The organism is Streptomyces californicus, from assembly GCF_000717645.1.
GTDB lineage: Bacteria > Actinomycetota > Actinomycetes > Streptomycetales > Streptomycetaceae > Streptomyces > Streptomyces californicus.
Map to the genome: position 1 here is coordinate 103,043 of NZ_JNZZ01000003.1, position 23,877 is coordinate 126,919.

A 23,877-nucleotide genomic window follows, 5' to 3' on the forward strand; every position below is an offset into this window, starting at 1 on the left:
GAGCGGGTCCGCGCCCTCAGTGGCGCGGGGCGTTCCGGGACCGCTGCACCTTGGTGGTGCGGCGGTCCTTCGCGTTCCAGCACGCCTTGTGCCAGTGGCGGCGGTCGTCGATGCCGCCGTACTCGGGCCAGGTCACCAGGTGCGGGACGCCGGAGGGGATCTCCTGGTCGCAGCCGGGACAGCGGTACCGCTTGCCCTGGGCGCTCGCCCCGCTGACCGGGCGGACCGACCACTCCTCGCCCTGCCAGCTCTCGGTGGCCCCTCCGCCGCCGTACCGGCCGGGCGCCGTGCCGGGGTGCTCGTCGGGCTTCTCTCCGCCGCGGGGGCGGTTACGGCGCGGGGACACGGGACACCTCACGGGGCGGTTCGGGCAGGGGGGCTCCCAGCTTAGGGCGTGTCCGGCCCCTCCCGGGCGTCGGATGCTCCGGCCCGGCAGCGGAGTGAGTTAGCGGAAAATCGCAACAACTTCGCGCTGGACCGTGCCTTTGGCACGTGTCAGACGTTGGTGCCAGTGGGGGAAACGCGTCGGCCGCGAGGAGGCAATAGGCGATGCGCATCGGAACGTTCGTTCTGGCAGCCCAGTTCCCGGGACAGGGGCCCGCCGAGGCCCTGCACCGGGCCGTACGGTCCACGGAGGCCGCGGAGGAGAGCGGGCTCGACTCGGCCTGGCTGGCCGAGCACCATTTCGTGCCGTACGGGGTCTGCCCGTCCGCCACGACGCTGGCCGCGCTGCTGCTGGGCCGCACCCGCAGAATCCGGGTCGGCACGGCGGTCAGCGTGCTGCCAAGCCACCACCCGGTCGCCCTCGCCGAGCAGGCGGCGCTGCTGCACCTGACCAGTGGCGGGCGGTTCTCGCTCGGGGTGGGCCGGGGCGGTCCGTGGGTGGACCTGGAGGTGTTCGGCGGCGGTCTCGACGCGTACGAGAACGGCTTCCCCGAGGCACTGGGGCTGGTGCTCGACTGGCTGCGGAAGCCGCGCGTCGCGGGGCGCGGCGAGCGGTTCGGCTTCCGTGAGGTGGCGGTCGTGCCACGCGCGGACGAGCTGCTGGAGGGCCCGGGGAGCGCCCCGGCGCCGGGTACGGCCGGCCTCGGCTCCACGGTGCCGCCCGGGCCCGAGGTGGTGGTGGCGTGCACCTCTCCGAAGACCGTGCGGCTTGCGGCCGAGCAGGCGCTCCCGATGCTGCTGGGGATGCACTGCGGGGACGAGGAGAAGGCGGAGATGGTCGCGTTGTGGCGTACGGCGGCGCGCGAGGCGGGCCACGCGCCCGAGGTGGTGGCGGGCGCCGCCCATGTGTCCGCCGGGGTGGCCCAGATCGCGGACGACACGGGGGCCGCCACGGAGACGCTGGTGAAGGCGATGCCCGGCTGGCTGCGGCAGGGGCTGGACGCCCATGTCACGGTGGACGGCAGGCGCCGCGTGATGCGGGACCCGGTCGCGTACACGGAGCTGCTGTGCGGTCTGCACCCGGTGGGCCCGCCACGGCTGGCAGCCGACCGGCTCGCGGCGACGGCGGAGCGGACCGGGATCACGCGCTTCGCCCTCCTGATGGAGGGGTCGGGCGATCTCGCGGCGACCGAGGAGAACGTCCGGCGGCTGGGCGCGGACGTGCTGCCGCTGCTCACCTGACCCGTGCGGGCCGGGGTGTGTTCGCGGACGCCCGTGGGCGCCGGTGGGACAGGTGGTGCGGTGGTACAGGGGCTGCCGCCCCGGAGCCAGTTGCACCTCCCGCGGCCCGGGACGGCAGCGAGAGCGTTCAGCAGTCCCGTAGTTCGGGCGACTGGTTGAGCAACTGGCCCCTCACCGAGGTGAACTTGGCCAGTCGGTCGTCGACCGAGGCGTCCAGCGGGAACACCGCGACGCGGTGGCAGTTCTGGAATGCGAGGCGCACTCCGAAGTGCCGCTGCAGCGCGCCGCGTATCGCGTCACTCGCGAGCGCGCGCAGCAGCTGACCACGAGCCTGCTCGTTCGGCGGCGGCGTCTGGTTGTCGGCGAACTCCCCGCCGTCGACCTTCAGCTGAGCCACCAACGAGCTGATCATCTCCCATGCGAAGGGCAGGGAGGTCCGGACGCAGTCGACGAAGTCGGCTTCGTCGACCTCGCCTCGCTCGGCCTGTTCCAACAGAGCCGGTGAGACGTCGAGCGACATGGGTTCTCCTCTCGCGACCCCGGACGGTGACCGGGGCCTTACGGGCAGGGAAGGGGGCGACGACGCAGCGTGCACGGGCGGCGACCTCCAGCTTCCACGGTAAGCGCGCAGTCGGGGCCGCACCAGGAGAACGGGAACACAACCGGCCAAAAACGAAGGGGCGCAAAGAGGGGCAAGCCCGCTCCGCCGACGCGCGCCGGGGGCCGAGTGACGGGGGCGACGGATGGGGAAATCGCGTCCGGCCCCCGGAGTCGAGTAGCGTTGCCGACCATGCGTCTCGTCATCGCCCGTTGCTCCGTGGACTACGCGGGCCGGCTCACAGCACACCTGCCCTCCGCGCCCCGCCTGATCCTGGTGAAGGCGGACGGAAGCGTCTCCATCCACGCCGACGACCGGGCGTACAAACCGCTCAACTGGATGTCCCCGCCGTGCACCCTCAAGGAGGGCGTCGACGGCGAGGAGGGCGTCTGGACCGTGGTGAACAAGGCGGGCGAAAAACTGATCATCACGATGGAGGAAGTCCTCCACGACTCCTCGTACGAGCTGGGCGTCGACCCCGGGCTCATCAAGGACGGCGTGGAAGCGCACCTCCAGGAGCTGCTCGCGGACCGGATCGAGATCCTGGGCGAGGGCCACACCCTGATCCGCCGCGAATACCCCACCGCGATCGGGCCGGTGGACATCCTGTGCCGGGACGCCGAGGGGAGGACCGTGGCCGTGGAGTTGAAGCGGCGCGGCGACATCGACGGCGTGGAGCAGCTGACGCGCTATCTGGAGCTGCTGAACCGCGACCCGCACCTCGCGCCGGTGCGGGGCGTCTTCGCCGCGCAGGAGATCAAGCCGCAGGCCCGGGTGCTGGCGACGGACCGCGGGATCGGCTGCCTGGTCCTGGACTACGACGCGATGCGCGGCATCGAGGACGACAAGCTGCGGCTGTTCTGACCGCCCGTCCGGCGCGGAAGGCACATCCGGCGCCGGACGCACGGAAGCCGGGTACCCCGCGGGGTACCCGGCTTCCGTGTGTCAGACCGCGGTCTCGGTGGGGTCGCCGCTCTCCGCGGGGGCGTCGGCGCTCGCGCTCGTACCGGCCGACTCCACGGGCGCGCCGGTCTGCTCCACGGGCCCACTGGCCGAGGAGGAGTTCTGGGGCGGCGGCGGGGCCGGGGTGTCGTCGGTGGGCGTCGGGTCGGGCGACTCGCCGTCCGAGTCGGTCGGCGAGGGGCTCGGGCTCTCGCTCTCGGTCTCGGTGGGACGGGGCGAGGTCCTGGTCGGCGTGGGCTCTCCCGGGGAGCTGCTTCCGCCGTCCGTCGGCTCGTCCGTCCCCGGGGTGGTCCCGTCCGACGCGGACGCGCTCGGGGAGGGCGAGCCGGAGGTGGTGGGGCTCGCGGACTCCGAGGCGCTCGGGGTCGCGGACGTCTCGCCTCCGGTGGTCTCCCCGGCCGGGGCCGAGCCCTCGTCCGGCTCCTCCGCGGGCTGCCCGTCGTCGGTGGGGTCGTCGGTGGTGGTCTGCTCGGTGGTGGCGTTGCGGCTGTCGGGTTCGTCGCCGTCGCCCGCGGTGACGCCGAGCGTGACGACCGTGCCGAGCACCGCGATCAGCAGCGCGCCCGCGCCCGCGGCGGCCAGGTTGCGCCGGGCGCCGCCCAGGAGGGCTCCGCCGGAGCGCTTGCGCGCGGCGGGCCGGGCCGGCTGCGGGGCGATGACGGTGGGCTGCTGCTCCGTGGTGTCGCGGAGGAACAGCGGCGGGCCCGCGATCCCGGCGGGCGGGGTGGCGGGTCCGTCCTGGCGTACGACGGGCACCTCGTCGCCCGGGGCGGTGCGGACCGGCGGGCCGAAGTCGCCGGAGCGGTCCGCGACCAGGGCGAGCGCTCGGCGCCCGGCCACGGCCCCGGACTTGTCGGCGAGCACGCCGCGCATCCCGATCGAGGTCTCCAGCTCGGTCCGGGCCCGGTCGGGGTTGCCCGTGCAGAGGGCGAGGACGCCCAACTCGTGGTGGAAGTACGCCTCCTCGGCGACCTCACCGGCGATCCTGGCGGCCTCCTGGCCCATCCTGAGGGCCCGTTCCCAGGCCCCCCAGCCCAGTCCCGCGGCGAAGGCCGGGGAGGCGCTGCGGGCCAGCAGGACGGCCGCGCTGACCGCTCCGGCCTCCTCCCCCGGGACCAGCCGGGCGAGCGCGGCCACGATGGCGTCCGCCTCGGCGACGGCCCGCTGCGGGGTGACCGAGGGGTGCGAGGTCCACCAGGCGTAGTGCTGCGCGGCGGTACGGGCGTGGGCGGCGGCGTCGTCCTCGTAGCCGCCCGCCACCAGTTGGGCGAGGGTTCCGGCGGCGAGGCGGTAGCGGGGGCCGGCCGGGGAGAGCAGACCGCAGTTCGCGAGCTCGCCGAGCGCGGCGTCCGCGTGGGTGTCGCCCACGAGGGCCGGCAGATGGGCCTGGTGGGGCACCTCGCCGCCGAGGGCGACCGCGAAGCGCAGGGTGGCGCGGGCCGCCTCGCTGAGCCGGGAGGCGAGCAGCAGGGCGGGCGCGGCGCCTTCGCCGAGGCTCGGCAGGGGGACGTCGGCGCCGTCCGCGGCGGGCATCGCGGCGGCCGGCGGAGCGTCGTCCGGGCGTGGCTGGAAGTAGTCGGTGTCGTCGAAGGCGTCGGGGCCCGCGTTCAGCCGGTCGCGCTGGACGAGGAGGGAACCGGCCTGGACGAAGCGGAGCGGCAGGCCCTCGGACTCGAACCAGAGGTCGCCCGCCCAGTTCCGCTCCTCCTCGGTGAGGGGGCGCTCGACGACCTGTTCCAGCAGGGACAGCGAGGCGCCGCGGCCGAGCCCGGCGAGGAGCACCTCCTCCAGGTGGGCGTCGACGCCGGGGGCCGCCGCGTCGGAGGCGGCGGCGAGGAGGAAGGCGCACTCGGGGGTGGCGGTGAGGAGTTCGTCGAGGGCGGCCCCGCCGATCTCCAGGTCGTCGACGGTGACGACGGCGCCGATCGACCGGACGTGCGCGAGGAGTTCGTCGCGGTCGGGGCGGTGGCCCGGGGCCTTGTACACGGTGTCGAAGAGGGCGTGCAGCAGGTCGGTGGCGGTGCGGCCGCGGCCGTTGAGGCGGACCACCCCGTCGGGGGCCAGGTCCGCGCAGTCGGCTGCGACGGCGTCCAGCAGGGCGGTGCGGCCGGAGCCGGGCTGCCCGGTGAGGCGGACGCTGCGGCCGCGCGCCAGCATTCGGACCAGGCGCTCGCGCTCCTCCTCGCGCTCCAGGAGGGGCGGCTGGGGGGCGGGCGGGCCGGCGGGGACGGGGGGTGCGCCGGCGCGTTCGTGGTCGGCGCGCTCGGCGGGGGTGCGGCGGACGGGGGCGGCGGGCCCGGAGCCCGGCGGCACGGCCTCGACCTCGCTGCCGTCCACGGGGTTGACCGTGAGCAGCAGGTCGCCGACGGTCAGCTGGACGACGCGGACCTGCTGCGGCGTCACCGGCCCGAAGGCGGGGCCGTCGGCGTCGCGGCCCGGCCTGCGCCGGCCGCTCTCGCCGCCCGGGCCCTCATGGCCCTGCCCGTACTCCTCGGCATCCCGGTGTGTCGGGTCCATAGCAAAGTCCCCCAGACGCGTCGTGCGTGGTCGCCCCTCCCGGCCTCTCACGCGCCCCGCTGTCGCTTCCGGTCCGGTGTCCGGCCATGGGTTCGGTGCATACAGGCGGACGGCCGAACCCTAGACCTTGGCACAGTATCCCTGAGCCGCCGGGGTGCCATGCCGTCCGGGACGTCACGTTCCGGTGAGGATTGCGTGACTTCTCACGCCGCGTACGGTCCGCCCGGCGGGAAGTGCGGGACAGCCCTTGGGCCCCGGCAGGGCGCCTCGTCCTCAGACGCGCGGCAGCGAATCGGCGGCGATACCGCCCTCGATGGCCAGGATGCGGTGCAGCCGCGTGGCCACCAGGAGGCGCTGCATCTGCGGCGGCACACCGCGCAGCACGAGACGGCGGCCGGCCCGCCCGGCCCTGCGGTGGGCCCCCATGATGACGCCCAGGCCGGTGGCGTCCCAGGAATCCAGCTCGGTCAGGTCCAGCACGAGATCGCCGACGCCGTCGTCCACGGCCGAGTGCAGGACCGTACGGGCGTCCGCCGCGCTTCGGACGTCGAGGCGGCCCCCGACGACCAGCTCGGCGTGGTCGCCCCTGATGTGCATATGCGCTCCCCGGTGATGCTCCGTAGGTGGTCCGTCTGTCGAATGGGTCCGCACGGGCGTGCGGTCCGTGATGCGGTCCGCACAGGCGTGCGGTGGTGCGGTGGTGCGGTCCGCCCGGCCGTCCGGTCCGCGCGGTGGTGCGGCCCGCTCGGCTGTTCGATCCGCGCGGTTGTTCGGTCGCCCGGCTTTTCCTCTTCCCCCACTGACTGCCGCAACGACAGGGAAGTTGCCGTCTGTAAGCGAACCGATACCGAATTCACTCGGTGGGGTGACGTCGACTGGTCGGTGACCGGTCGACGCGGGATAGGATGCCCGGCTCCCCCGGCCCGGCCCCGGGACGGAGCGGCGGGCCCGAAGGACGGTCCGGTCAGTACGTGTAGAAGCCCTGCCCGCTCTTGCGTCCGATGTCACCTGCGTCGACCATCCGGCGCATCAGCTCCGGAGCGGCGAACTTCTCGTCCTGCGACTCCGTGTAGATGTTGCCCGTGGCGTGCAGCAGGATGTCGACGCCGGTGAGGTCCGCGGTGGCGAGCGGCCCCATGGCGTGGCCGAACCCCAGCTTGCAGGCGGTGTCGATGTCCTCGGCGGTCGCGACGCCCGACTCGTACAGCTTGGCGGCCTCGACGACGAGCGCGGAGATCAGGCGGGTGGTGACGAAGCCCGCGACGTCACGGTTGACGACGATGCAGGTCTTGCCGACCGACTCGGCGAACTCCCGTGCGGTGGCGAGGGTTTCGTCGCTCGTCTTGTAGCCGCGCACCAGCTCGCAGAGCTGCATCATCGGGACCGGCGAGAAGAAGTGCACGCCGACGACGCGCTCCGGGCGCTCCGTCACGGCCGCGATCTTGGTGATCGGGATGGCGGAGGTGTTGGAGGCCAGGACGGTGTTCTCGCCGACGACCTTGTCGAGGGCGCGGAAGATCTCGTGCTTCACCTCCAGCTTCTCGAACACGGCCTCCACGACGACGTCCGCGTCGGCCACGGCGTCGAGGTCGGTGGTCGTGGTGATGCGGCCGAGCGCGGCCTCGGCGTCGGCCGCCTCCAGCTTGCCCTTGGAGACGAACTTGTCGTACGAGGCCCTGATGCCGTCGCGGCCCCGGGTCAGCGCGGCGTCGGTGACGTCCCGCAGCACCACGTCCCAGCCCGCCTGGGCGGAGACCTGCGCGATCCCGGATCCCATGAGTCCGGCTCCGATGACGGCGAGCTTCCTGGCCACGTTCGCACCCCTTTGGTTTTCTGTCCGCCCGTGCGCTTGGGTTCACGGCGGTTCACACGACTCTCCGGCGGAGGTTAGTACCCGTCGGGCGCGCTGGGGCGGTGAAGAGATGCGCGTCACGTCTCAGATGACGGACATCACACCGGGACGCGTCACACGGCCGCACGCCGCGCGTAGTTGAGGACCTGTCGGCCCAGCAGCCCCTCGATCTCGTCGAGGACGCCCAGGGCGTCGTGGGAGACGTCGACGGCCTTGCGGCCCTTCATCATCTCCTGGCTCACGTAGCCGACGAGCGCGCTCTCGATCCACGCGATCTGGCCGCCGACGAGGAGCGGCAGCGGGTCGTCCTCGCCCGCTCCGGTGTCCTCGCGCAGGGTGGCCACGACGCTCTGGAGGACCTCCTGCTGGAGGTACCAGAGGCGGGCCTTGAGGGTGGGGGCGTCCTCGATGACCCGCATGAAGTCGGCGAAGCCGTCCATGAGTCCGAACTCCGGGGAGACGGAGACGACGGCGGCGCGGATCTCGCGCAGGACGGCCTCGGCGGCGGACTCGCCCGGGTCGCGGGCGCGTACGTACCGGGCGACGCGCTGGGTGACGTCCTTCATCCGGTCGAGGAAGAGGTCCTCCTTGGCCGGGAAGTAGTTGTAGACGGTGTTGACGGAGACGTCGGCCAGTTCCGCGACGTCGGCCACGGTCACCGTCACGAAGCCGTGTTCGAGGAAGAGCCCGGTCGCCATGTCGGAGATGCGCTGCTTGACCTGGCGCTTCTTGCGTTCCCTCAGTCCCTCGGCCATGCCTCCATCGTAGGACCCGCCCCGCGATCATGGAGTCTCACGAATTTTGGATTCATTGCATTTTTGCGCTCACCCTGTTTTTCTGGGTTCATGACCGTCATCAGCACCTCCGGCCTGGCCCGGACCTTCACCACGCCGAGCGGCCCGGTGGAAGCCGTCCGCTCCGTCGACCTGTCCATCCGGGCGGGCGAGATCGTCGGCCTCCTCGGCCCCAACGGCGCGGGCAAGACGACCACCCTGCGCATGCTCACCACGCTGCTCGCCCCGACCGGCGGCGCCGCCACCGTGGCCGGCCACGACCTGGTCGCCGACCCCGCCGCCGTCCGCGCCGTCTGCGGTTACGTCGCCCAGTCCGGCGGCGTCGACCCGTTCCTGACGGTCCGGGAGGAGCTGGTCACCCAGGGCAGGCTGTACCGGCTGAGCCGGGCGGACGCGGCCGCGCGCGCCGAGGAGCTGGCCGGCGCGCTCGGCCTCGACGGGCTGCTCGACCGCAAGGCCGTGAGCCTCTCGGGGGGCCAACGGCGTCGGCTCGACATCGCCATGGGCCTCACCCACCGGCCCACCGTGCTCTTCCTCGACGAACCCACCACGGGCCTCGACCCCGGCAGCCGTACCGACCTGTGGGAGCTGGTGCGGAGCCTGCGCGACGACCACGGCACCACCGTCGTCCTGACCACGCACCACCTCGACGAGGCCGACGCCCTCGCGGACCGGCTGGTCCTGATCGACGGCGGCACCGTGGTCGCGGAGGGCACCCCCGCCGAACTGAAGACCCGGTACGCGGACTCCCCCGACGCCTCCCTCCAGGACGCGTTCCTCGCCGCCACCGGACGCCCCGCCACCCCCGCCGAACCCGCCCCCGCAGCCGTATAGGACCCCGACCGTGCTCTTCCACGGCACCGCGATCATCTTCGAGCGGTATGCCCGGCAGACCCTGCGCTCCCGCTTCCAGATCTTCTTCGGGATGCTGATGCCACTGCTCTACCTGCTCTTCTTCGGGCCGCTGCTCCGCGACCTGCCGCTCGGCTCCCCCGCCGACTCCTGGCAGATCCTGGTGCCCGGCCTGCTCCTCCAACTCAGCCTGTTCGGCGCGTCCTTCGCCGGCTTCGCGATCATCGTCGAGAAGTCGACCGGCGTCGTGGAGCGGATGCGGGTGACCCCCGTCAGCCGGCCGGCCCTGCTGCTGGGGCGGGTGCTGCGGGACGCCCTGCTCCTCACCTTCCAGGCCGTCCTGCTGGTGCTCGCCGCGCTGCTCATGGGGTTGCGCGCCCCGCTGGCCGGCATCCTCATCGGCTTCGCCTTCACCGCGGTGCTGGCGCTCTCGCTGGCCTCGCTGTCGTACGCCCTGGCCATGCGGGTCGCCACGCCGCAGGAGTTCGGGCCGGTGATCAACGCGGTGACCATGCCGGCCATGCTGCTCTCCGGGCTGATGCTGCCCATCACGCTCGGCCCGGGGTGGCTGGACGTGGTCTCGCACCTCACCCCGTTCCGCTATCTGGTGGACGCCGTACGGGACGCCTACACGGGCTCGTACGCCACCGCGCACATGCTGTACGGGGTCCTGGTCGCCGCCGGTTTCGCCGCCGCGGCCGTGACGGTGGGCACACGGGTCTTCCGGCGGGCCGGAGCGTAACTACGCTGGGCCCATGGTCAATCTGACGCGCATCTACACCCGGACCGGCGACCGGGGCACCACGGCCCTCGGCGACATGAGCCGCACCGCCAAGACCGATCTGCGGATCTCGGCGTACGCGGACGCCAACGAGGCCAACGCGGTGATCGGGACCGCCATCGCGCTGGGGCGGCTCCCCGACGAACTGGTGAAGGTCCTCGTCCGCGTCCAGAACGACCTCTTCGACGTGGGCGCCGACCTGTCCACCCCCGTGGTCGAGGACCCGAAGTACCCGCCGCTGCGGGTCGAGCAGTCCTACGTCGACAAGCTGGAGGCCGACTGCGACCGCTTTCTGGAGGAGCTGGAGAAGCTCCGCAGCTTCATCCTTCCGGGCGGTACGCCGGGCGCTGCCCTGCTGCACCAGGCGTGCACGGTGGTGCGGCGCGCCGAGCGGTCCACCTGGGCGGCGCTGGAGGTGCACGGGGAGTCGATGAACGCCCTGACGGCCACCTACCTCAACCGCCTCTCCGACCTCCTGTTCATCCTGGCGCGGAGCGCGAACAAGGAGGTCGGGGACGTGCTGTGGGTGCCGGGCGGCGAGCGGTAGCGGACCGGACACGCGACGCGCCGCCCACCGCCGGAGCGTCGTGGGCCGGGGCCACCGGGGCGGCTACGGGCGGTCGGCCGGCTCGCGCTCCGTCACCGCGCCCTCGGGGGCCTTCTTCGGGAACAGGGTGTAGCTCCCGGCGATGATCAGGTTGATCCCGATCACCAGGCCCATCTTCTGCTGCCAGGACCGCAGCGAGCCGACCGCCCCGTCCGGGCCCACGTACCAGATCGCTGCCTGGAGCAGGCCCAGGGCGATCACCGAGGCGAGGATCCAGCGGGCGGCGGTGCGCCACTCGTGGATCGCGCGGGCCGTGCCGTACGTGGGCGGCTTCACCGGCGGCGGGCCGCCGAACCAGCGGTGGGCGACCCAGGCGTCCACCTTCTTGATGGTGTGGTGGCCGAGGCCGACCGTGAAACCGATGTAGACGGCGGCCAGACCGTGCTTCCAGTCCGGCTCGGCGCCGTTCTTCAGGTCGACGGCCGTCACCACCAGCAGGACGACCTCCAGCACCGGCTCGCACAGCAGCACGGCCGCGCCGATCCTCGGCTTCCTCGCGACGTACCGCAGGGCCAGTCCGGCGGCCAGCAGAACCCAGAACGCGACCTCGCAGGCCACGACCAACAGGGCGATCACGACTCTCTCCTCCCGTTGACTCCAGCCTCCCTGCCGCCGGGCGCGGATACGTCGTCGGCAGTGACGAAACGGGACTGCATCCTTCGATGTAGTCGGACCTCGGCCCGCGTGGGGAGGTCCGGGGACGACGGCCCGTGTTGGATGGAGGGGTGCTCACCTCGATCCGCCCCGACCGCGACGCGGTGGCCCTCGCCGTCTCCGGGCTGCTCGGGGGGCTGCTCCTGTGGCGGCTGGGCCTCCACACCCAGGGCGGCCACCCCTTCTCCCCGCCCTGGGCCACCCTCGTACCGCTGACCGTCATGGCCTCGGCCGAGCTGCTGCGCCGCGAGGCCCCGCGCACGGCGCTGGCCGTCGGCACGCTCGCGCTGGTGGCGGACCAGTTCACCCGGGGCAGCCTCGCCACCGTCCTGATGTTCACGGACGTCATGTACGCGGCCGTGCTGTACGGGCCGCCGGCCGCCGCCCGCCGCCTCCCGGTGGCCACGCTCCTGGTCACCGTGGCGTCCACCATCGGCTTCCTGGCCTGGTTCCAGAAGCCCGAGGCGCTGCTGATCGGCCTGGTCATCGGGCTGGTCTCGTTCATCCCCGCCCTGACCGGGGTCAGTGTGCGCAGCCACCGGACAGCGGCCGACGCCGCCCGGCTGGCCGCCGCCCAGACCGCCCGGCTCGCCGAGATGGACCGGACGCAGGCGGTGGCCGCCGAGCGGGCCCGCATGGCGCGGGAGTTGCACGACATGGTGGCCGGCCACCTCTCCGCCGTGGCGATCCACTCCACGGCGGCCCTGTCCATCGACGACCCGGAGACCTCGCGCGGCGCGCTGAAGGTGATCCGGGAGAACAGCGTCGAGGGGCTGGCGGAGATGCGGCGGCTGATCGGGCTGCTGCGCGAGGGCGGTGAGGACGGCGCCCCGGTCGCGGCCCCGACGCTGGCGGCGCTGGACGCCCTGATCGAGCAGACGAACGCCAACGGGGCGTCCGGCGGGCTCGTCTGCGTCCTGGAGGACCGCCGGGCCCCGGACGCCGGGGCGCTGCCGACGCCGGTCGAACTGGCCGCGTACCGGATCGTCCAGGAGTCCCTGACCAACGCCCTCAAGCACGCGGCGCCGGGCCCGGTCGTGGTGCGGCTCGGCCGGTCCGGCGAGCTGCTGACGGTCGAAGTGACCAGTGCGGTCGGCAGCCGGACCGGGCCCACGGCGCCCGGCTCGGGGGCGGGCCTGGTGGGCATGCGGGAGCGGGCGGCGCTGCTGGGCGGGACGTTCGGGGCGGGGGCCGAACCGGGCGGCGGCGGCGCGAAGATCTGGCGGGTACGGGCCCAGCTGCCCGTACGGGAGAAGGAGACGCGGGAATGACGATCCGGGTACTGGTGGCCGAGGACCAGGCGGCCGTGCGCGCGGGGCTCGTACTGATCCTCTCCAGCGCGCCGGACATCAAGGTCGTCGGGGAGGCCGGGGACGGGGAGACGGCGGTGCGCCTGGCTCGGGAGATCCGGCCGGATCTCGTCCTGATGGATGTGCAGATGCCCCGGCTGGACGGGGTGTCGGCGACCCGGCAGGTGGTCGCGGAGCGGCTGGCGGACGTCCTCGTGCTGACGACGTTCGACCTGGACGCGTACGTGTTCGGCGCGCTGCGGGCGGGCGCCTCCGGTTTCCTGCTGAAGAACACCGACGCGCGCGACCTGCTGGAGGCGGTACGGACGGTGGCGCGCGGCGAGGGGCTGATCGCCCCGGCGGTGACCCGCCGCCTGATCGCGGAGTTCGCCGGAAGCGGGGACGGTGACGGAAGCGGATCGGGGGCGGGTTCGGGGCCGGGGGCCGTACGGGGGCGGAGCGCGCCCGATCCGGCGGTGCTGGAGGCACTGGAGGCGCTCACCCGGCGCGAGCGCGAGGTGCTGGGCTGCCTGGGCGAGGGGCTGTCGAACGCGGAGATCGCGGTGCGGCTCTCGATGGCGGAGGCCACGGTGAAGACCCACGTCAGCAGGCTGCTGGGCAAGCTGGAGCTGCGCAGCCGGGTCCAGGCGGCCGTTCTGGCGCAGGAGTTGGGGATCTGAGGGGAGGTCGATCTTTGGTCCAGACCTCTTGACGATTGGTCCAGACCTTCCTACTGTCCTCGTCACACACTGCGGTGAGTACGAGCAACCGTACTCAGGGCGGCGCAGGGTTTGCAGTCCACGAATCACCCCCGTTTGCTGGACCTCACCCGAGGAGCACCGTTGAGCACTGAAACCCCCCGACGCCGTTCCAGACTCAGATGGATACCCGTCCGCAGCGGCAGGTCCAAGGTCGTCGCCGGCCTGACCGCGCTGGTCGTGCCGCTGGCCGCGATGGTGGGCCTGGCCTCCCCCGCGGCGGCCGCCGCGACGGCCACCGCCACGTACACCAAGAAGTCCGACTGGGGCAGCGGGTTCGAGGGCCAGTGGACGGTGAAGAACACCGGCACCACCGCGCTCTCCTCCTGGACCATCGAGTGGGACTTCCCCTCCGGCACCGCCGCAGGCTCCGCCTGGGACGCCAACCTCACCAAGAGCGGCAACCACTACACCGCCAAGAACCTGTCCTGGAACGGGACCGTGGCGCCCGGCGCCAGCATCAGCTTCGGGTTCAACGGCACCGGCTCCGGCTCCCCCACGGGCTGCAAGCTGAACGGCGCCTCCTGTGACGGCGGCCCCAACGTCCCCGGTGACAACCCGCCCTCCGCCCCCGGCACCCCGACCACCAGCGACGTCACCAACACCTCGGTGAAGCTCAGCTGGAGCGCTGCCACCGACGACAAGGGCGTCAAGAACTACGACGTGCTGCGCGACGGCGCGAAGGTCGCCACGGTCACCGGCACCACGTACACCAACACCGGTCTGACCGCCGGCACCGACTACTCCTACGCCGTGCAGGCCCGGGACACCGCCGACCAGACCGGCCCGGCCTCCGGCTCCGTCTCCGTGCGCACCACCGGCGGTGGCGGCGGCGAGCAGCCCGGCGGCGACAAGGTCAACCTGGGCTACTTCACCAACTGGGGCGTCTACGGGCGCAACTACCACGTGAAGAACCTGGTGACGTCCGGCTCGGCCGCGAAGATCACGCACATCAACTACGCCTTCGGCAACGTGCAGAACGGCAAGTGCACCATCGGCGACTCCTACGCCGACTACGACAAGGCGTACACCGCCGACCAGTCCGTCGACGGCGTCGCCGACACCTGGGACCAGCCCCTGCGCGGCAACTTCAACCAGCTGCGCAAGCTGAAGGCCAAGTACCCGCACATCAAGGTCCTCTGGTCCTTCGGCGGCTGGACCTGGTCCGGCGGCTTCCCCCAGGCCGCGCAGAACCCCGCCGCGTTCGCCCAGTCCTGCTACGACCTGGTCGAGGACCCCCGCTGGGCCGATGTCTTCGACGGCATCGACCTCGACTGGGAGTACCCCAACGCCTGCGGTCTCACCTGCGACACCAGTGGTCCGGGCGCGCTGAAGAAGCTCTCCGACGCCACCCGCGCCAAGTTCGGCTCGAAGAACCTGGTCACCGCCGCCATCACCGCGGACGGCTCGGACGGCGGCAAGATCGACGCCACCGACTACGCGGGCGCCGCCCAGTCCATGGACTGGTACAACGTGATGACGTACGACTTCTTCGGCGCCTGGGCCGCCAAGGGCCCGACGGCCCCCCACTCGCCGCTGACCTCGTACGCCGGCATCCCGCAGCAGGGCTTCACCTCCGCCGACGCCATCGCCAAGCTCAAGGCCCAGGGCGTCCCGGCCAAGAAGCTCCTCCTCGGCATCGGCTTCTACGGCCGCGGCTGGACCGGCGTCACCCAGGCCGCCCCCGGCGGCACGGCGACCGGCGCGGCCCCGGGTACGTACGAGGCGGGCATCGAGGACTACAAGGTCCTGAAGAACTCCTGCCCGACGACCGGCACCATCGCCGGCACGGCCTACGCCCACTGCGGCAGCAACTGGTGGAGCTACGACACCCCGGCGACCATCGGCACCAAGATGACCTGGGCGAAGAACCAGGGCCTCGGTGGCGCGTTCTTCTGGGAGTTCTCCGGCGACACCGCCAACGGCGAACTGGTGACCGCGATGGACAGCGGTCTCAAGTAATCCCCACGCCGTAGCAGCAGTACCGCACCACCCCGGAAAAGCGCCGGGGAGACGGGTCCGCCCCCCGTCTCCCCGGCTTTTCGCTGTGTGTACGGAGAAGTCGGTGACCGCGCCGCGTCGTGAGGGCGCGGACCTGGTCCGCCGCGGCCGCGCCCTGGCCCCGGGCCCTCCGAAGGGCCTCGCCGGGAGCGGTCCCTCAGGCCACGTTCACCCGCTGGCCGGGCGGGGCCGCCTCCAGCCAGGCCAGGAAGCCGGTGAGGGCGTCCTCGCTCATCGCCAGCTCCAGGCGGGTCCCCCGGTGGAGGCAGCCGAGCACGACGGAGTCGGACAGGAGCGCCAGTTCCTCCTCGCCCTCGGGCAGCCGTCGGCCGACCACCTCGATAGCAGAACGCTCCAGGCCCCGGCGGGGGCGAGGAGCGTAGGAGAAGACGCGGAACCAGTCGACGCGGTCACCGCTGTAGCGCGCGACCCCGTACACCCAGCCTTTGCCGAGGGAGTCCGGTTCCTCGGACACGTCCCAGCGCAGACTGCAGTCGAAGGTCCCTCCGGAGCGCTGGATCAGCCGCCGGCGCAGGCCGAAGACGAACAGCCCCAGCAGGACCAGGACCACGACGGACAAGCCCACCCACAACGCGAGGACCATCTCCACCGACCTCCTCGCATCGTCGAGTAACGAACACCGAAACCGTATTGCACCTGCATCGCCTCAGCCGCGACCCGGCTGGATCGCTCCAGCTCGGGCCGCGGCTGAGTAAAAACATCACTCCGTGGGGGTGCTAGTGCACCGCCACCGCGCGCAGACGGATCTCGGCGCGCCGCTCGGCGGCGGCGTCCGCGTCCGACTTCGCGAGCTCGAGCGCCCGCTGGGCACGCTCGACATCGATCTCGTCGGCCAGCTCGGCGATCTCGGCCAGCAGCGACAGCTTGTCGTCCGCGAACGAGATGAATCCGCCGTGCACAGCGGCGATCACGGTGCCGCCCTCGCTCGTGCGGATCGTCACCGGGCCCGATTCCAGCACACCCAGAAGCGGCTGGTGACCGGGCATGACGCCGATGTCGCCGGACGTGGTGCGCGCGACGACCAGGGTGGCCTCGCCGGACCAGACACTTCGGTCCGCGGCGACCAGCTCGACATGCAGCTCAGCAGCCAAGGGTGGCTCCTCGGGTCACCACCCGGCCGACCGGCCGGGTGTTGGGTCAATTCTACGGGGCGTGGTGAGGGGGGCGGGACACACCCACCCCCCTCGGTGAGCCGGAGGCTCAGGAGACGCCGAGCTCCTTGGCCTTGGCCTTGAGGTCGTCCAGGCCACCGCACATGAAGAACGCCTGCTCGGGGAAGTGGTCGTAGTCCCCGTCGCAGATCGCGTTGAACGCGGCGATCGACTCGTCGAGCGGGACGTCCGAACCGTCCAGGCCGGTGAACTGCTTGGCGGCGTGGGTGTTCTGCGACAGGAAGCGCTCGACGCGGCGGGCACGGTGGACGACGAGCTTGTCCTCCTCGCCCAGTTCGTCGATGCCGAGGATCGCGATGATGTCCTGGAGGTCCTTGTACTTCTGCAGGATCCCCTTGACGCGGCTGGCCGCGTTGTAGTGGTCCTGGGAGATGTAACGCGGGTCCAGGATGCGGGACGTGGAGTCCAGCGGGTCCACGGCCGGGTAGATGCCCTTCTCCGAGATCGGACGGGAGAGCACCGTCGTCGCGTCGAGGTGGGCGAACGTGGTGGCCGGGGCCGGGTCGGTCAGGTCGTCCGCGGGGACGTAGATCGCCTGCATCGAGGTGATCGAGTGACCACGCGTCGAGGTGATGCGCTCCTGGAGCACACCCATCTCGTCGGCCAGGGTCGGCTGGTAGCCCACCGCGGACGGCATGCGGCCGAGCAGCGTGGAGACCTCGGAGCCGGCCTGCGTGAAGCGGAAGATGTTGTCGATGAAGAGCAGCACGTCCTGCTTCTGCACATCGCGGAAGTACTCCGCCATGGTCAGGGCGGACAGGGCCACGCGCAGACGCGTCCCCGGCGGCTCGTCCATCTGGCCGAAAACGAGCGCGGTCTTGTCCAGAACGCCCGAGTCGGTCATCTCGTCGATGAGGTCGTTGCCCTCACGGGTGCGCTCACCGACGCCGGCGAACACCGACACACCGTCGTGCAGCTTCGCCACACGCATGATCATTTCCTGGATGAGGACCGTCTTGCCGACGCCCGCACCACCGAAGAGACCGATCTTTCCACCCTTGACGTACGGGGTGAGGAGGTCGACGACCTTCAGGCCGGTCTCGAACATCTCGGTCTTCGACTCGAGCTGGTCGAAGGCCGGGGCCTTGCGGTGGATCGGCCAGCGCTCGGTGATCTGCGCCTCGGCCTCCGGCTCGTTCAGGATCTGGCCGAGGGTGTTGAAGACCTTGCCCTTGGTCACGTCACCGACGGGGACGGTGATGCCCGTGCCCGTGTCGGTCACCGGGGCCTGGCGGACCAGACCGTCGGTGGGCTGCATCGAGATCGCGCGGACCACGCCGTCGCCCAGGTGCTGGGCCACTTCCAGGGTCAGCGTCTTGCGAGCGCCGTCCTCGGCCGGGTCGGCGACCTCGACGTGGAGGGCGTTGTAGATGTCCGGCATCGCGTCGACGGGGAACTCCACGTCGACGACCGGGCCGATGACCCGGGCGACGCGGCCCGTGGCAGCGGCCGTCTCAACTGTCGTCGTCATTACTTGTCACTCCCCGCGGTCGCGTCGGCCAGAGCACTGGCGCCGCCGACGATCTCGCTGATTTCCTGGGTGATTTCGGCCTGGCGGGCCGCGTTGGCAAGCCGGGACAGGCTCTTGATGAGGTCCCCGGCGTTGTCGGTGGCCGACTTCATCGCACGGCGGCGGGCGGCGTGCTCGGAAGCGGCCGCCTGCAGCAGGGCGTTGTAGATACGGCTCTCGACGTAGCGCGGCAGAAGGGCGTCGAGGACGTCCTCGGCCGACGGCTCGAACTCGAAGAGCGGGAGGATCTCACCCTTGCGGGTGCTCTCCCCGGCCACCTCGTCGAGCGAGAGCGGCAGCATCCGGGCGTCGACCGCGTTCTGCGTCATCATCGACACGAACTCCGTGAAGACGATGTGCAGCTCGTCGACGCCGCCCTCGGCCGTCTCGCTCTGGATGGCCTCGATCAACGGGGCGGCGATGCGCTTGGCATCGGAGTACGCCGGGTTGTCGGTGAAGCCGGTCCAGGACTCGGCGACCTTGCGCTCGCGGAAGCCGTAGTACGCGACACCCTTGCGGCCGACGATGTACGTGTCGACCTCCTTGCCCTCGGAGGCAAGGCGCTCCCGCAGTCGCTCCGCGGCCTTGATGGCGTTGGAGGAGTAGCCGCCGGCCAGACCGCGGTCGCTCGTGATGAGCAGGACCGCGGCCCGGGTCGGCGTCTCGACCTCGGTGGTGAGCGGGTGGTTGGCGTCGGATCCGGTCGCGACCGCGGTCACCGCGCGGGTGAGCTCGGTCGCGTACGGCTGGGACGCCGCCACCTTGCGCTGCGCCTTGACGATGCGCGAGGCGGCGATCATCTCCATCGCCTTGGTGATCTTCTTGGTCGCGGTGACGGCTTGGATGCGGCGCTTGTAAACGCGAAGCTGAGCGCCCATCGATCAGCCCTCGCCCAGGAGCTTGCCGTCCGAGGTCTCGAACTGCTGCTTGAAGGCGGCGATCGCGTCGGCGATCGACTGCAGCGTGTCGTCGGACATCTTGCCGCCCTCGGCGATGCTGGTCAGCAGGTCCTTGCGCTCACGGCGCAGGTACTCCAGCAGTTCGCTCTCGAAGCGACGGATGTCCTCGACCGGGACGTCGTCCATCTTGCCCGTGGTGCCGGCCCAGACCGAGACGACCTGCTCCTCCATCGGGAACGGGGCGTACTGCGGCTGCTTCAGCAGCTCGACCATGCGCTTACCGCGCTCCAGCGACGCCTTCGAGGCCGCGTCCAGGTCGGAACCGAAGGCGGCGAACGCCTCCAGCTCGCGGTACTGGGCGAGGTCCACGCGAAGCCGGCCGGAGACCTGCTTCATGGCCTTGTGCTGGGCGGAGCCACCGACACGGGAGACCGAGATACCGACGTTGAGCGCCGGACGCTGACCCGCGTTGAACAGGTCGGACTCCAGGAAGCACTGGCCGTCGGTGATGGAGATGACGTTGGTCGGGATGAACGCCGACACGTCGTTCGCCTTGGTCTCGACGATGGGGAGACCCGTCATCGAACCGGCGCCCATGTCGTCGGAGAGCTTGGCGCAGCGCTCCAGCAGACGCGAGTGCAGGTAGAAGACGTCACCCGGGTAGGCCTCACGGCCCGGCGGGCGGCGCAGCAGCAGGGACACGGCGCGGTAGGCGTCGGCCTGCTTCGAGAGGTCGTCGAAGATGATCAGGACGTGCTTGCCCTGGTACATCCAGTGCTGGCCGATGGCCGAACCGGTGTACGGCGCCAGGTACTTGAAGCCGGCCGGGTCGGACGCCGGGGCGGCGACGATGGTCGTGTACTCCAGCGCACCGGCCTCTTCGAGCGCACCACGCACGGAGGCGATGGTGGAACCCTTCTGACCGACGGCGACGTAGATGCAGCGCACCTGCTTGTTCACGTCGCCCGAGCGCCAGTTGTCGCGCTGGTTGATGATCGTGTCGACGGCCAGGGCGGTCTTGCCCGTCTGGCGGTCGCCGATGATCAGCTGACGCTGGCCGCGGCCGATCGGCACCATGGCGTCGACGGCCTTGTAGCCGGTCTGCATCGGCTCGTGCACCGACTTGCGGACCATGACGCCAGGGGCCTGCAGCTCGAGGGCGCGACGGCTGTCGGTCTCGATCTCGCCGAGACCGTCGATCGGGTTGCCGAGCGGGTCGACGACGCGGCCGAGGTAACCCTCGCCGACGCCGACGGAGAGCACCTCGCCGGTGCGCTGCACCGGCTGGCCCTCCTCGATGCCGCTGAACTCGCCGAGGACGATCGCACCGATCTCGCGCTCCTCGAGGTTGAGGGCGAGACCGAGGGTGCCGTCCTCGAACTTCAGCAGCTCGTTCGCCATGGCGGAGGGGAGACCCTCCACCTTCGCGATGCCGTCGCCGGCAACGCTGACCGTACCGACCTCCTCGCGCGAGGCCGCGTCCGGCTGGTACGACTGGACAAAGTTATCCAGTGCGTCCCGGATCTCCTCCGGCCGGATCGTGAGCTCCGCCATCTGGGTTCCCTGCTCTCCTTGTTGGGCCCGAAGTTTCTTAAGGGGGTCTGGGGGCCGACCCCCAGGAATCTTCTGCAGTTTCTGCACGGCCCAACCGGGCCGCTGGTCTTGCGTGTTCTTCTGCGCTGCGCTGTGTCAGCCGGCCATGCGGCGGGTCGCCTCGTCGAGACGCTCCGCGACGGTGCCGTTGATGATCTCGTCACCGACGCGCACCGAGACCCCGCCGAGGACCGAGGGGTCCACGTCCAGGTTCAGGTGCATCTCCCGGCCGTACAGCTTCGCCAGAGCGGCGCCGAGGCGCTGCTTCTGCCGGTCGCTGAGCGGCACCGCCGAGGTGACGACGGCGACCGTGCGGTTCCGGCGCTCCGCGGCGAGCTTGGACAGCGAGTCCAGCCCTGCCTCCAGGCTACGTCCACGCGGCTGGGTCACGAGGCGGACGATGATCCGCTCGGTGACCGGCTGCGCCTTGCCGCCGAGCAGGCTGCGCAGCAGCTGGCTCTTGGCGGTGGTCGTGGCCGTACGGCTGGTCAGCGCGGAGCGCAGCTCCGTGTCGGAGCCGACGATCCGGCTGAACCGGAACAGCTCGTCCTCGACGTCGTCGAGGCGTCCGCCGCGCTGGGCCGCGGTGAGGTCGGCGGTGTTCGCCAGCTCCTCGACCGAGTCCACCAGGTCGCGCGAGCGCGACCAGCGGGATCGGACGAGTCCGGAGACCAGGTCGACGGTCTCGCCGCCGACCTGTCCGCCGAGCAGCCGCGCGGCCAGTTCGGCCTTGCTCTCGCCGCTCTGGGCCGGGTCGGTGAGAACCCGGCGCAGGGATACTTCGCGGTCGAGCAGTGCGGTGACCGACGCCAGCTCCTCGGCGAGCTTCGCCGCGTCGACCGACGTGTTGTCGGTCAGCGCGTCGAGACGCTCGCGTGCGGCGGCCAGCGCTTCGCGGCTCGCGCCGTTCATCGGGCCGCCTCGGCCTTCGCCTCGAGCTCGTCGAGGAACCGGTCGACGGTGCCGCTCTGCCGGGCGTGGTCCTGGAGGGACTCGCCGACGAGCTTGCCGGCCAGGTCGGTGGCGAGCTTGCCCACGTCCTGACGCAGCGCCGAGGCGGCGGCCTTGCGGTCGGCCTCGATCTGGGTGTGGCCCGCGGCGATGATCTCCTCGCGCTGGCGCTGACCCTCCGCCTTCATCTCCTGGATGATGACGGCACCCTGCTCCTGCGCCTCCTGGCGCAGACGGGCGGCCTCGTGACGGGCCTCCGCCAGCTGGGCCTTGTACTGCTCAAGAACGCTCTGCGCCTCGGTCTGAGCCGCCTCGGCCTTCTCGATACCACCTTCGATCGCCTCGCGACGCTCGTCCAGGGCCTTGTTGATGGCCGGGAGGAGCTTCTTGTAGAAGACGAAGAAGACAATGCTGAAGCAGATCAGGCCGATGACAATCTCGGGCCAGACCGGCCACAGCGGTGACTGCGGCTCCTCTGCTGCCAAGTGCAACATGGTGGACCTTTCGTCGAAAACGTATCGTCAGGTCGCCTGGACTACTTCGGGTAGATGAAGGGGGCGACGAAGCCGATCAGGGCCAGGGCCTCGATGACCGCGAAGCCGAGCAGCATGTTCTGGCGGATCAGGCCGGCCGCCTCGGGCTGACGGGCGATGGCCTGCACGCCGTTACCGAAGATGATGCCGATGCCGACGCCGGGGCCGATCGCCGCGAGGCCGTAACCGATGGTGCCGATGTTGCCCGTGACGGCTGCGAGAGTCTCAGACATGGATCTGTGATTCCTTCTCTTGATTGGCCGGTGGAGATTGCATCCACCGGACGTCTAGGGGTGTCCGGGTGGTGACCCGGGTGTCCTCAGTGCGCTTCTTCGAGCGCCTGGGACAAGTACGTGGCGGTCAGCACGGTGAACACGTAGGCCTGGAGCGCCTGGATGAACATCTCGAAGACGGTCAGGGCCAGGGTCACGGCGAACGACGCGGTGGCGTAGACGGTGCCGAGCACGGTGCCGAGCATGTACCAGGTCGCGATCGTGAAGACCAGGATCAGGATGTGGCCGGCGAACATGTTCGCGAAGAGTCGGACCGCCAGCGTGAAGGGGCGCACGAAGATGTTCGAGACGAACTCGATCGGCGTCAGGATCACGTAGATCGGCTTGGGCAGGCCGCTGGGTACGCACAGGTTGCGGATGCCGCCGACGAAGCCGTTGCTGCGGAAGGTCACCGTCATGTAGACGACCCAGACCAGCAGGGCCAGTCCGACCGGGTACGCGATGAGCGAGCTGACCGGGAACTGCGCGATCGGGATGATCGCCCAGAGGTTCAGCATCCAGACGAAGAAGAACAGCGACACCAGCAGCGGGACGAAGGGCTCGCCCTTCTTGCCGATGATCTCCTTGGCGATGCCCCGGTGGACGAAGTCGTAGAGCGTCTCGGCGATCATCTGGAGCTTGCCGGGAACGACCTTGGGCTTGGAGAAGCCGGCCCAGAACAGCGCCAGGATGGCGAACGTCCCGATGATCGCGAGCAGCATCGGCTTGTTGAACTCGACGGGACCGATCGAGAAGATCGGGTCGAAGATGAACGACCACGCGCTCGGGGCTGGGAATCCGCACGAGCCCTGGAACAGGTGGCAGTCAACCTCGAAGGCGAGCGTCTGGGCGTCAGCAGTCACCAGGAGCTCCTTCTGCATGGCGCATGGATACGGCTACCTCGTTGTATCGGAGCGGCTGGCAGCCGCAGGTCGGCACCGGACTGGTTCTTACGGGGAGGAGGCGGCGGCCGGGCCCGAAGCCTCGCGATGTATCAGGCGACAGCCGTGTTGTCCGCGCCCGCAGTACCGCAACCGAGACCGGACGATAGCAGCATGTCGAACAGGGCTTTATCCCGGCCCTACTGGTCATGCTTCCCCTCGGTTCCGCCCGGGGTCTTCCGGCCGTCCGCCTCCGGATCGACGTACGGGGTCTTGCTCCTGGCGTGCAGCACGGTCTGCGTGACGATCCACGCGATCACCGAGACGACCAACGTGAGGGCGAAGACCTGGAGGTCGAAGAGAGTGGTGTCCCTGATGGCCATGATCAGGCCGAGCAGGACCACCAGCTGGACCGAGTAGACCAGCAGCCCCATGCCCTGGAAGAGGTGCGGCATCGACTTGGCGACCCACTGCAGCGCGAGCTGTCCGAGGGCCATGAAGAGAATGACCACCACGCAGCCTACGACGGCGCCGATCGCCCCCTTGCCGCCGACGACGAGCCCGCCGACAAGCGTGGCGACGGCTCCCACCGCGGCGGGGGGTGTGGCGATGCGCAGTACTTCGCGCATGTCGGACTGCATGGCGGCAGCTCCACTGGTCTTGGGGAGGAATGGGGCGTCGTCATGGACGAGCGTAGGCCCGGTCCGCGAGGCGGTTTCCGGGCCAATGGACCGTCCTACCAGGGTCCTTCGG

25 protein-coding genes are annotated in these 23,877 nt (G+C 71.0%); 8 read left to right on the forward strand and 17 right to left on the reverse strand.

Annotated elements, in window-relative coordinates; all coding sequences use genetic code 11:
* Positions 1-16 precede the first annotated feature (16 nt).
* Positions 17-346 (reverse strand): hypothetical protein, encoded by a 330-nt coding sequence (locus IF19_RS0105385; RefSeq protein WP_030117669.1) that lies wholly within the window; start codon positions 344-346, stop codon positions 17-19.
* A gap of 203 nt (positions 347-549) precedes the next feature.
* Between IF19_RS0105385 and IF19_RS0105390 the strand changes: the two genes are divergently transcribed.
* On the forward strand, positions 550-1,626 hold the full coding sequence (locus IF19_RS0105390) for an LLM class flavin-dependent oxidoreductase (RefSeq protein ID WP_030117668.1): 1,077 nt from the start codon (positions 550-552) through the stop codon (positions 1,624-1,626).
* Positions 1,627-1,753: 127 nt separating this feature from the next.
* Here the strand turns inward: IF19_RS0105390 and IF19_RS0105395 are convergent, their stop codons facing one another.
* The gene (locus IF19_RS0105395) at positions 1,754-2,146 is read right to left on the reverse strand and encodes an SCO5389 family protein (protein ID WP_018550059.1); all 393 of its coding nucleotides are present in this window, start codon (positions 2,144-2,146) and stop codon (positions 1,754-1,756) included.
* Positions 2,147-2,416: 270 nt separating this feature from the next.
* On the opposite strand from IF19_RS0105395, the gene nucS reads away from it, so the two are divergent.
* Positions 2,417-3,088 carry an endonuclease NucS gene (gene nucS, locus IF19_RS0105400; protein WP_030122236.1) on the forward strand — a complete coding sequence of 224 codons (672 nt, stop codon included), beginning with the start codon at positions 2,417-2,419 and terminating at the stop codon, positions 3,086-3,088.
* A gap of 81 nt (positions 3,089-3,169) precedes the next feature.
* Here the strand turns inward: nucS and IF19_RS0105405 are convergent, their stop codons facing one another.
* From IF19_RS0105405 to IF19_RS0105420, 4 genes are all read right to left on the reverse strand, one after another.
* Complete coding sequence (locus tag IF19_RS0105405) at positions 3,170-5,704, reverse strand: ATPase AAA (RefSeq protein ID WP_030117667.1); 2,535 nt, start codon at positions 5,702-5,704, stop codon at positions 3,170-3,172.
* 273 nt (positions 5,705-5,977) lie between these two features.
* Positions 5,978-6,301 carry an STAS domain-containing protein gene (locus IF19_RS0105410; protein WP_030117666.1) on the reverse strand — a complete coding sequence of 108 codons (324 nt, stop codon included), beginning with the start codon at positions 6,299-6,301 and terminating at the stop codon, positions 5,978-5,980.
* A 367-nt stretch (positions 6,302-6,668) separates the two neighbouring features.
* Positions 6,669-7,517 (reverse strand): 3-hydroxyacyl-CoA dehydrogenase family protein, encoded by an 849-nt coding sequence (locus tag IF19_RS0105415; protein ID WP_030117665.1) that lies wholly within the window; start codon positions 7,515-7,517, stop codon positions 6,669-6,671.
* Between the two features lie 152 nt (positions 7,518-7,669).
* Complete coding sequence (locus IF19_RS0105420) at positions 7,670-8,311, reverse strand: TetR/AcrR family transcriptional regulator (protein WP_030117664.1); 642 nt, start codon at positions 8,309-8,311, stop codon at positions 7,670-7,672.
* Between the two features lie 90 nt (positions 8,312-8,401).
* Here IF19_RS0105420 and IF19_RS0105425 point away from each other — a divergent pair, with 90 nt between their 5' ends.
* The 3 genes from IF19_RS0105425 to IF19_RS0105435 are packed head-to-tail and all read left to right on the forward strand — an operon-like array spanning position 8,402 to position 10,530.
* Positions 8,402-9,184 (forward strand): ABC transporter ATP-binding protein, encoded by a 783-nt coding sequence (locus IF19_RS0105425; RefSeq protein WP_030117663.1) that lies wholly within the window; start codon positions 8,402-8,404, stop codon positions 9,182-9,184.
* A gap of 10 nt (positions 9,185-9,194) precedes the next feature.
* Complete coding sequence (locus IF19_RS0105430; protein WP_030117662.1) at positions 9,195-9,944, forward strand: ABC transporter permease; 750 nt, start codon at positions 9,195-9,197, stop codon at positions 9,942-9,944.
* Between the two features lie 13 nt (positions 9,945-9,957).
* On the forward strand, positions 9,958-10,530 hold the full coding sequence (locus tag IF19_RS0105435) for a cob(I)yrinic acid a,c-diamide adenosyltransferase (RefSeq protein WP_030117661.1): 573 nt from the start codon (positions 9,958-9,960) through the stop codon (positions 10,528-10,530).
* 63 nt (positions 10,531-10,593) lie between these two features.
* On the opposite strand, the gene IF19_RS0105440 is transcribed toward IF19_RS0105435, so the two are convergent.
* Positions 10,594-11,166 (reverse strand): hypothetical protein, encoded by a 573-nt coding sequence (locus IF19_RS0105440; RefSeq protein ID WP_030117660.1) that lies wholly within the window; start codon positions 11,164-11,166, stop codon positions 10,594-10,596.
* A gap of 149 nt (positions 11,167-11,315) precedes the next feature.
* Between IF19_RS0105440 and IF19_RS0105445 the strand changes: the two genes are divergently transcribed.
* The 3 genes from IF19_RS0105445 (at position 11,316) to IF19_RS0105455 (ending at position 15,253) form a co-directional block, all read left to right on the forward strand.
* Entirely contained in the window at positions 11,316-12,515 is a 1,200-nt protein-coding gene (locus IF19_RS0105445) for a sensor histidine kinase (protein ID WP_030117659.1), read from the forward strand.
* On the forward strand, positions 12,512-13,213 hold the full coding sequence (locus IF19_RS0105450; RefSeq protein ID WP_030117658.1) for a response regulator: 702 nt from the start codon (positions 12,512-12,514) through the stop codon (positions 13,211-13,213). Before IF19_RS0105445 ends, IF19_RS0105450 begins: the two co-directional genes overlap by 4 nt.
* Before the next feature lie 162 nt (positions 13,214-13,375).
* On the forward strand, positions 13,376-15,253 hold the full coding sequence (locus IF19_RS0105455; protein WP_030276040.1) for a glycoside hydrolase family 18 chitinase: 1,878 nt from the start codon (positions 13,376-13,378) through the stop codon (positions 15,251-15,253).
* Positions 15,254-15,449: 196 nt separating this feature from the next.
* Here the strand turns inward: IF19_RS0105455 and IF19_RS0105460 are convergent, their stop codons facing one another.
* The 10 genes from IF19_RS0105460 to IF19_RS0105505 form a co-directional block, all read right to left on the reverse strand.
* A complete protein-coding gene (locus IF19_RS0105460; protein ID WP_030113485.1) occupies positions 15,450-15,896 on the reverse strand; it encodes a DUF2550 domain-containing protein in 447 nt (148 codons plus the stop codon).
* A 133-nt stretch (positions 15,897-16,029) separates the two neighbouring features.
* Complete coding sequence (locus tag IF19_RS0105465; RefSeq protein ID WP_030113486.1) at positions 16,030-16,404, reverse strand: F0F1 ATP synthase subunit epsilon; 375 nt, start codon at positions 16,402-16,404, stop codon at positions 16,030-16,032.
* A gap of 109 nt (positions 16,405-16,513) precedes the next feature.
* Complete coding sequence (gene atpD / locus IF19_RS0105470; protein ID WP_030113487.1) at positions 16,514-17,956, reverse strand: F0F1 ATP synthase subunit beta; 1,443 nt, start codon at positions 17,954-17,956, stop codon at positions 16,514-16,516.
* Positions 17,956-18,873: a F0F1 ATP synthase subunit gamma gene (locus IF19_RS0105475; protein ID WP_030113488.1), complete on the reverse strand. Its 918-nt coding sequence runs from the start codon at positions 18,871-18,873 to the stop codon at positions 17,956-17,958. Before IF19_RS0105475 ends, atpD begins: the two co-directional genes overlap by 1 nt.
* Positions 18,874-18,876: 3 nt before the next feature.
* The gene (atpA, locus tag IF19_RS0105480; protein WP_030120947.1) at positions 18,877-20,448 is read right to left on the reverse strand and encodes a F0F1 ATP synthase subunit alpha; all 1,572 of its coding nucleotides are present in this window, start codon (positions 20,446-20,448) and stop codon (positions 18,877-18,879) included.
* Positions 20,449-20,583: 135 nt separating this feature from the next.
* Positions 20,584-21,399, reverse strand: coding sequence for a F0F1 ATP synthase subunit delta (locus IF19_RS0105485; RefSeq protein ID WP_030113491.1), 816 nt, complete (start codon positions 21,397-21,399; stop codon positions 20,584-20,586).
* On the reverse strand, positions 21,396-21,932 hold the full coding sequence (locus IF19_RS0105490) for a F0F1 ATP synthase subunit B (RefSeq protein ID WP_030113492.1): 537 nt from the start codon (positions 21,930-21,932) through the stop codon (positions 21,396-21,398). The genes IF19_RS0105485 and IF19_RS0105490 overlap by 4 nt, the downstream gene beginning before the upstream one ends.
* Before the next feature lie 41 nt (positions 21,933-21,973).
* Positions 21,974-22,204 carry an ATP synthase F0 subunit C gene (gene atpE / locus IF19_RS0105495; protein ID WP_007447723.1) on the reverse strand — a complete coding sequence of 77 codons (231 nt, stop codon included), beginning with the start codon at positions 22,202-22,204 and terminating at the stop codon, positions 21,974-21,976.
* An 86-nt stretch (positions 22,205-22,290) separates the two neighbouring features.
* Positions 22,291-23,124, reverse strand: coding sequence for a F0F1 ATP synthase subunit A (gene atpB / locus IF19_RS0105500; RefSeq protein ID WP_010060171.1), 834 nt, complete (start codon positions 23,122-23,124; stop codon positions 22,291-22,293).
* A 200-nt stretch (positions 23,125-23,324) separates the two neighbouring features.
* Positions 23,325-23,765, reverse strand: coding sequence for a Cg1360 family ATP-synthase-associated protein (locus IF19_RS0105505; RefSeq protein WP_030113495.1), 441 nt, complete (start codon positions 23,763-23,765; stop codon positions 23,325-23,327).
* Positions 23,766-23,877: the final 112 nt, after the last annotated feature.

Bases quoted from the DNA above. Each gene is read 5' to 3' on its own strand.
- IF19_RS0105505 (WP_030113495.1), bottom strand. From the start codon at position 23,765: ATGCAGTCCGACATGCGCGAAGTACTGCGCATCGCCACACCCCCCGCC.
- atpE (WP_007447723.1), bottom strand. From the start codon at position 22,204: ATGTCTGAGACTCTCGCAGCCGTCACGGGCAACATCGGCACCATCGGT.
- IF19_RS0105405 (WP_030117667.1), bottom strand. From the start codon at position 5,704: ATGGACCCGACACACCGGGATGCCGAGGAGTACGGGCAGGGCCATGAG.
- atpD (WP_030113487.1), bottom strand. From the start codon at position 17,956: ATGACGACGACAGTTGAGACGGCCGCTGCCACGGGCCGCGTCGCCCGG.
- IF19_RS0105490 (WP_030113492.1), bottom strand. From the start codon at position 21,932: ATGTTGCACTTGGCAGCAGAGGAGCCGCAGTCACCGCTGTGGCCGGTC.
- atpB (WP_010060171.1), bottom strand. From the start codon at position 23,124: ATGCAGAAGGAGCTCCTGGTGACTGCTGACGCCCAGACGCTCGCCTTC.
- IF19_RS0105425 (WP_030117663.1), top strand. From the start codon at position 8,402: ATGACCGTCATCAGCACCTCCGGCCTGGCCCGGACCTTCACCACGCCG.
- nucS (WP_030122236.1), top strand. From the start codon at position 2,417: ATGCGTCTCGTCATCGCCCGTTGCTCCGTGGACTACGCGGGCCGGCTC.
- IF19_RS0105390 (WP_030117668.1), top strand. From the start codon at position 550: ATGCGCATCGGAACGTTCGTTCTGGCAGCCCAGTTCCCGGGACAGGGG.
- IF19_RS0105460 (WP_030113485.1), bottom strand. From the start codon at position 15,896: ATGGTCCTCGCGTTGTGGGTGGGCTTGTCCGTCGTGGTCCTGGTCCTG.
- IF19_RS0105420 (WP_030117664.1), bottom strand. From the start codon at position 8,311: ATGGCCGAGGGACTGAGGGAACGCAAGAAGCGCCAGGTCAAGCAGCGC.
- IF19_RS0105485 (WP_030113491.1), bottom strand. From the start codon at position 21,399: ATGAACGGCGCGAGCCGCGAAGCGCTGGCCGCCGCACGCGAGCGTCTC.
- IF19_RS0105475 (WP_030113488.1), bottom strand. From the start codon at position 18,873: ATGGGCGCTCAGCTTCGCGTTTACAAGCGCCGCATCCAAGCCGTCACC.
- IF19_RS0105395 (WP_018550059.1), bottom strand. From the start codon at position 2,146: ATGTCGCTCGACGTCTCACCGGCTCTGTTGGAACAGGCCGAGCGAGGC.
- IF19_RS0105410 (WP_030117666.1), bottom strand. From the start codon at position 6,301: ATGCACATCAGGGGCGACCACGCCGAGCTGGTCGTCGGGGGCCGCCTC.
- IF19_RS0105435 (WP_030117661.1), top strand. From the start codon at position 9,958: ATGGTCAATCTGACGCGCATCTACACCCGGACCGGCGACCGGGGCACC.
- atpA (WP_030120947.1), bottom strand. From the start codon at position 20,448: ATGGCGGAGCTCACGATCCGGCCGGAGGAGATCCGGGACGCACTGGAT.
- IF19_RS0105450 (WP_030117658.1), top strand. From the start codon at position 12,512: ATGACGATCCGGGTACTGGTGGCCGAGGACCAGGCGGCCGTGCGCGCG.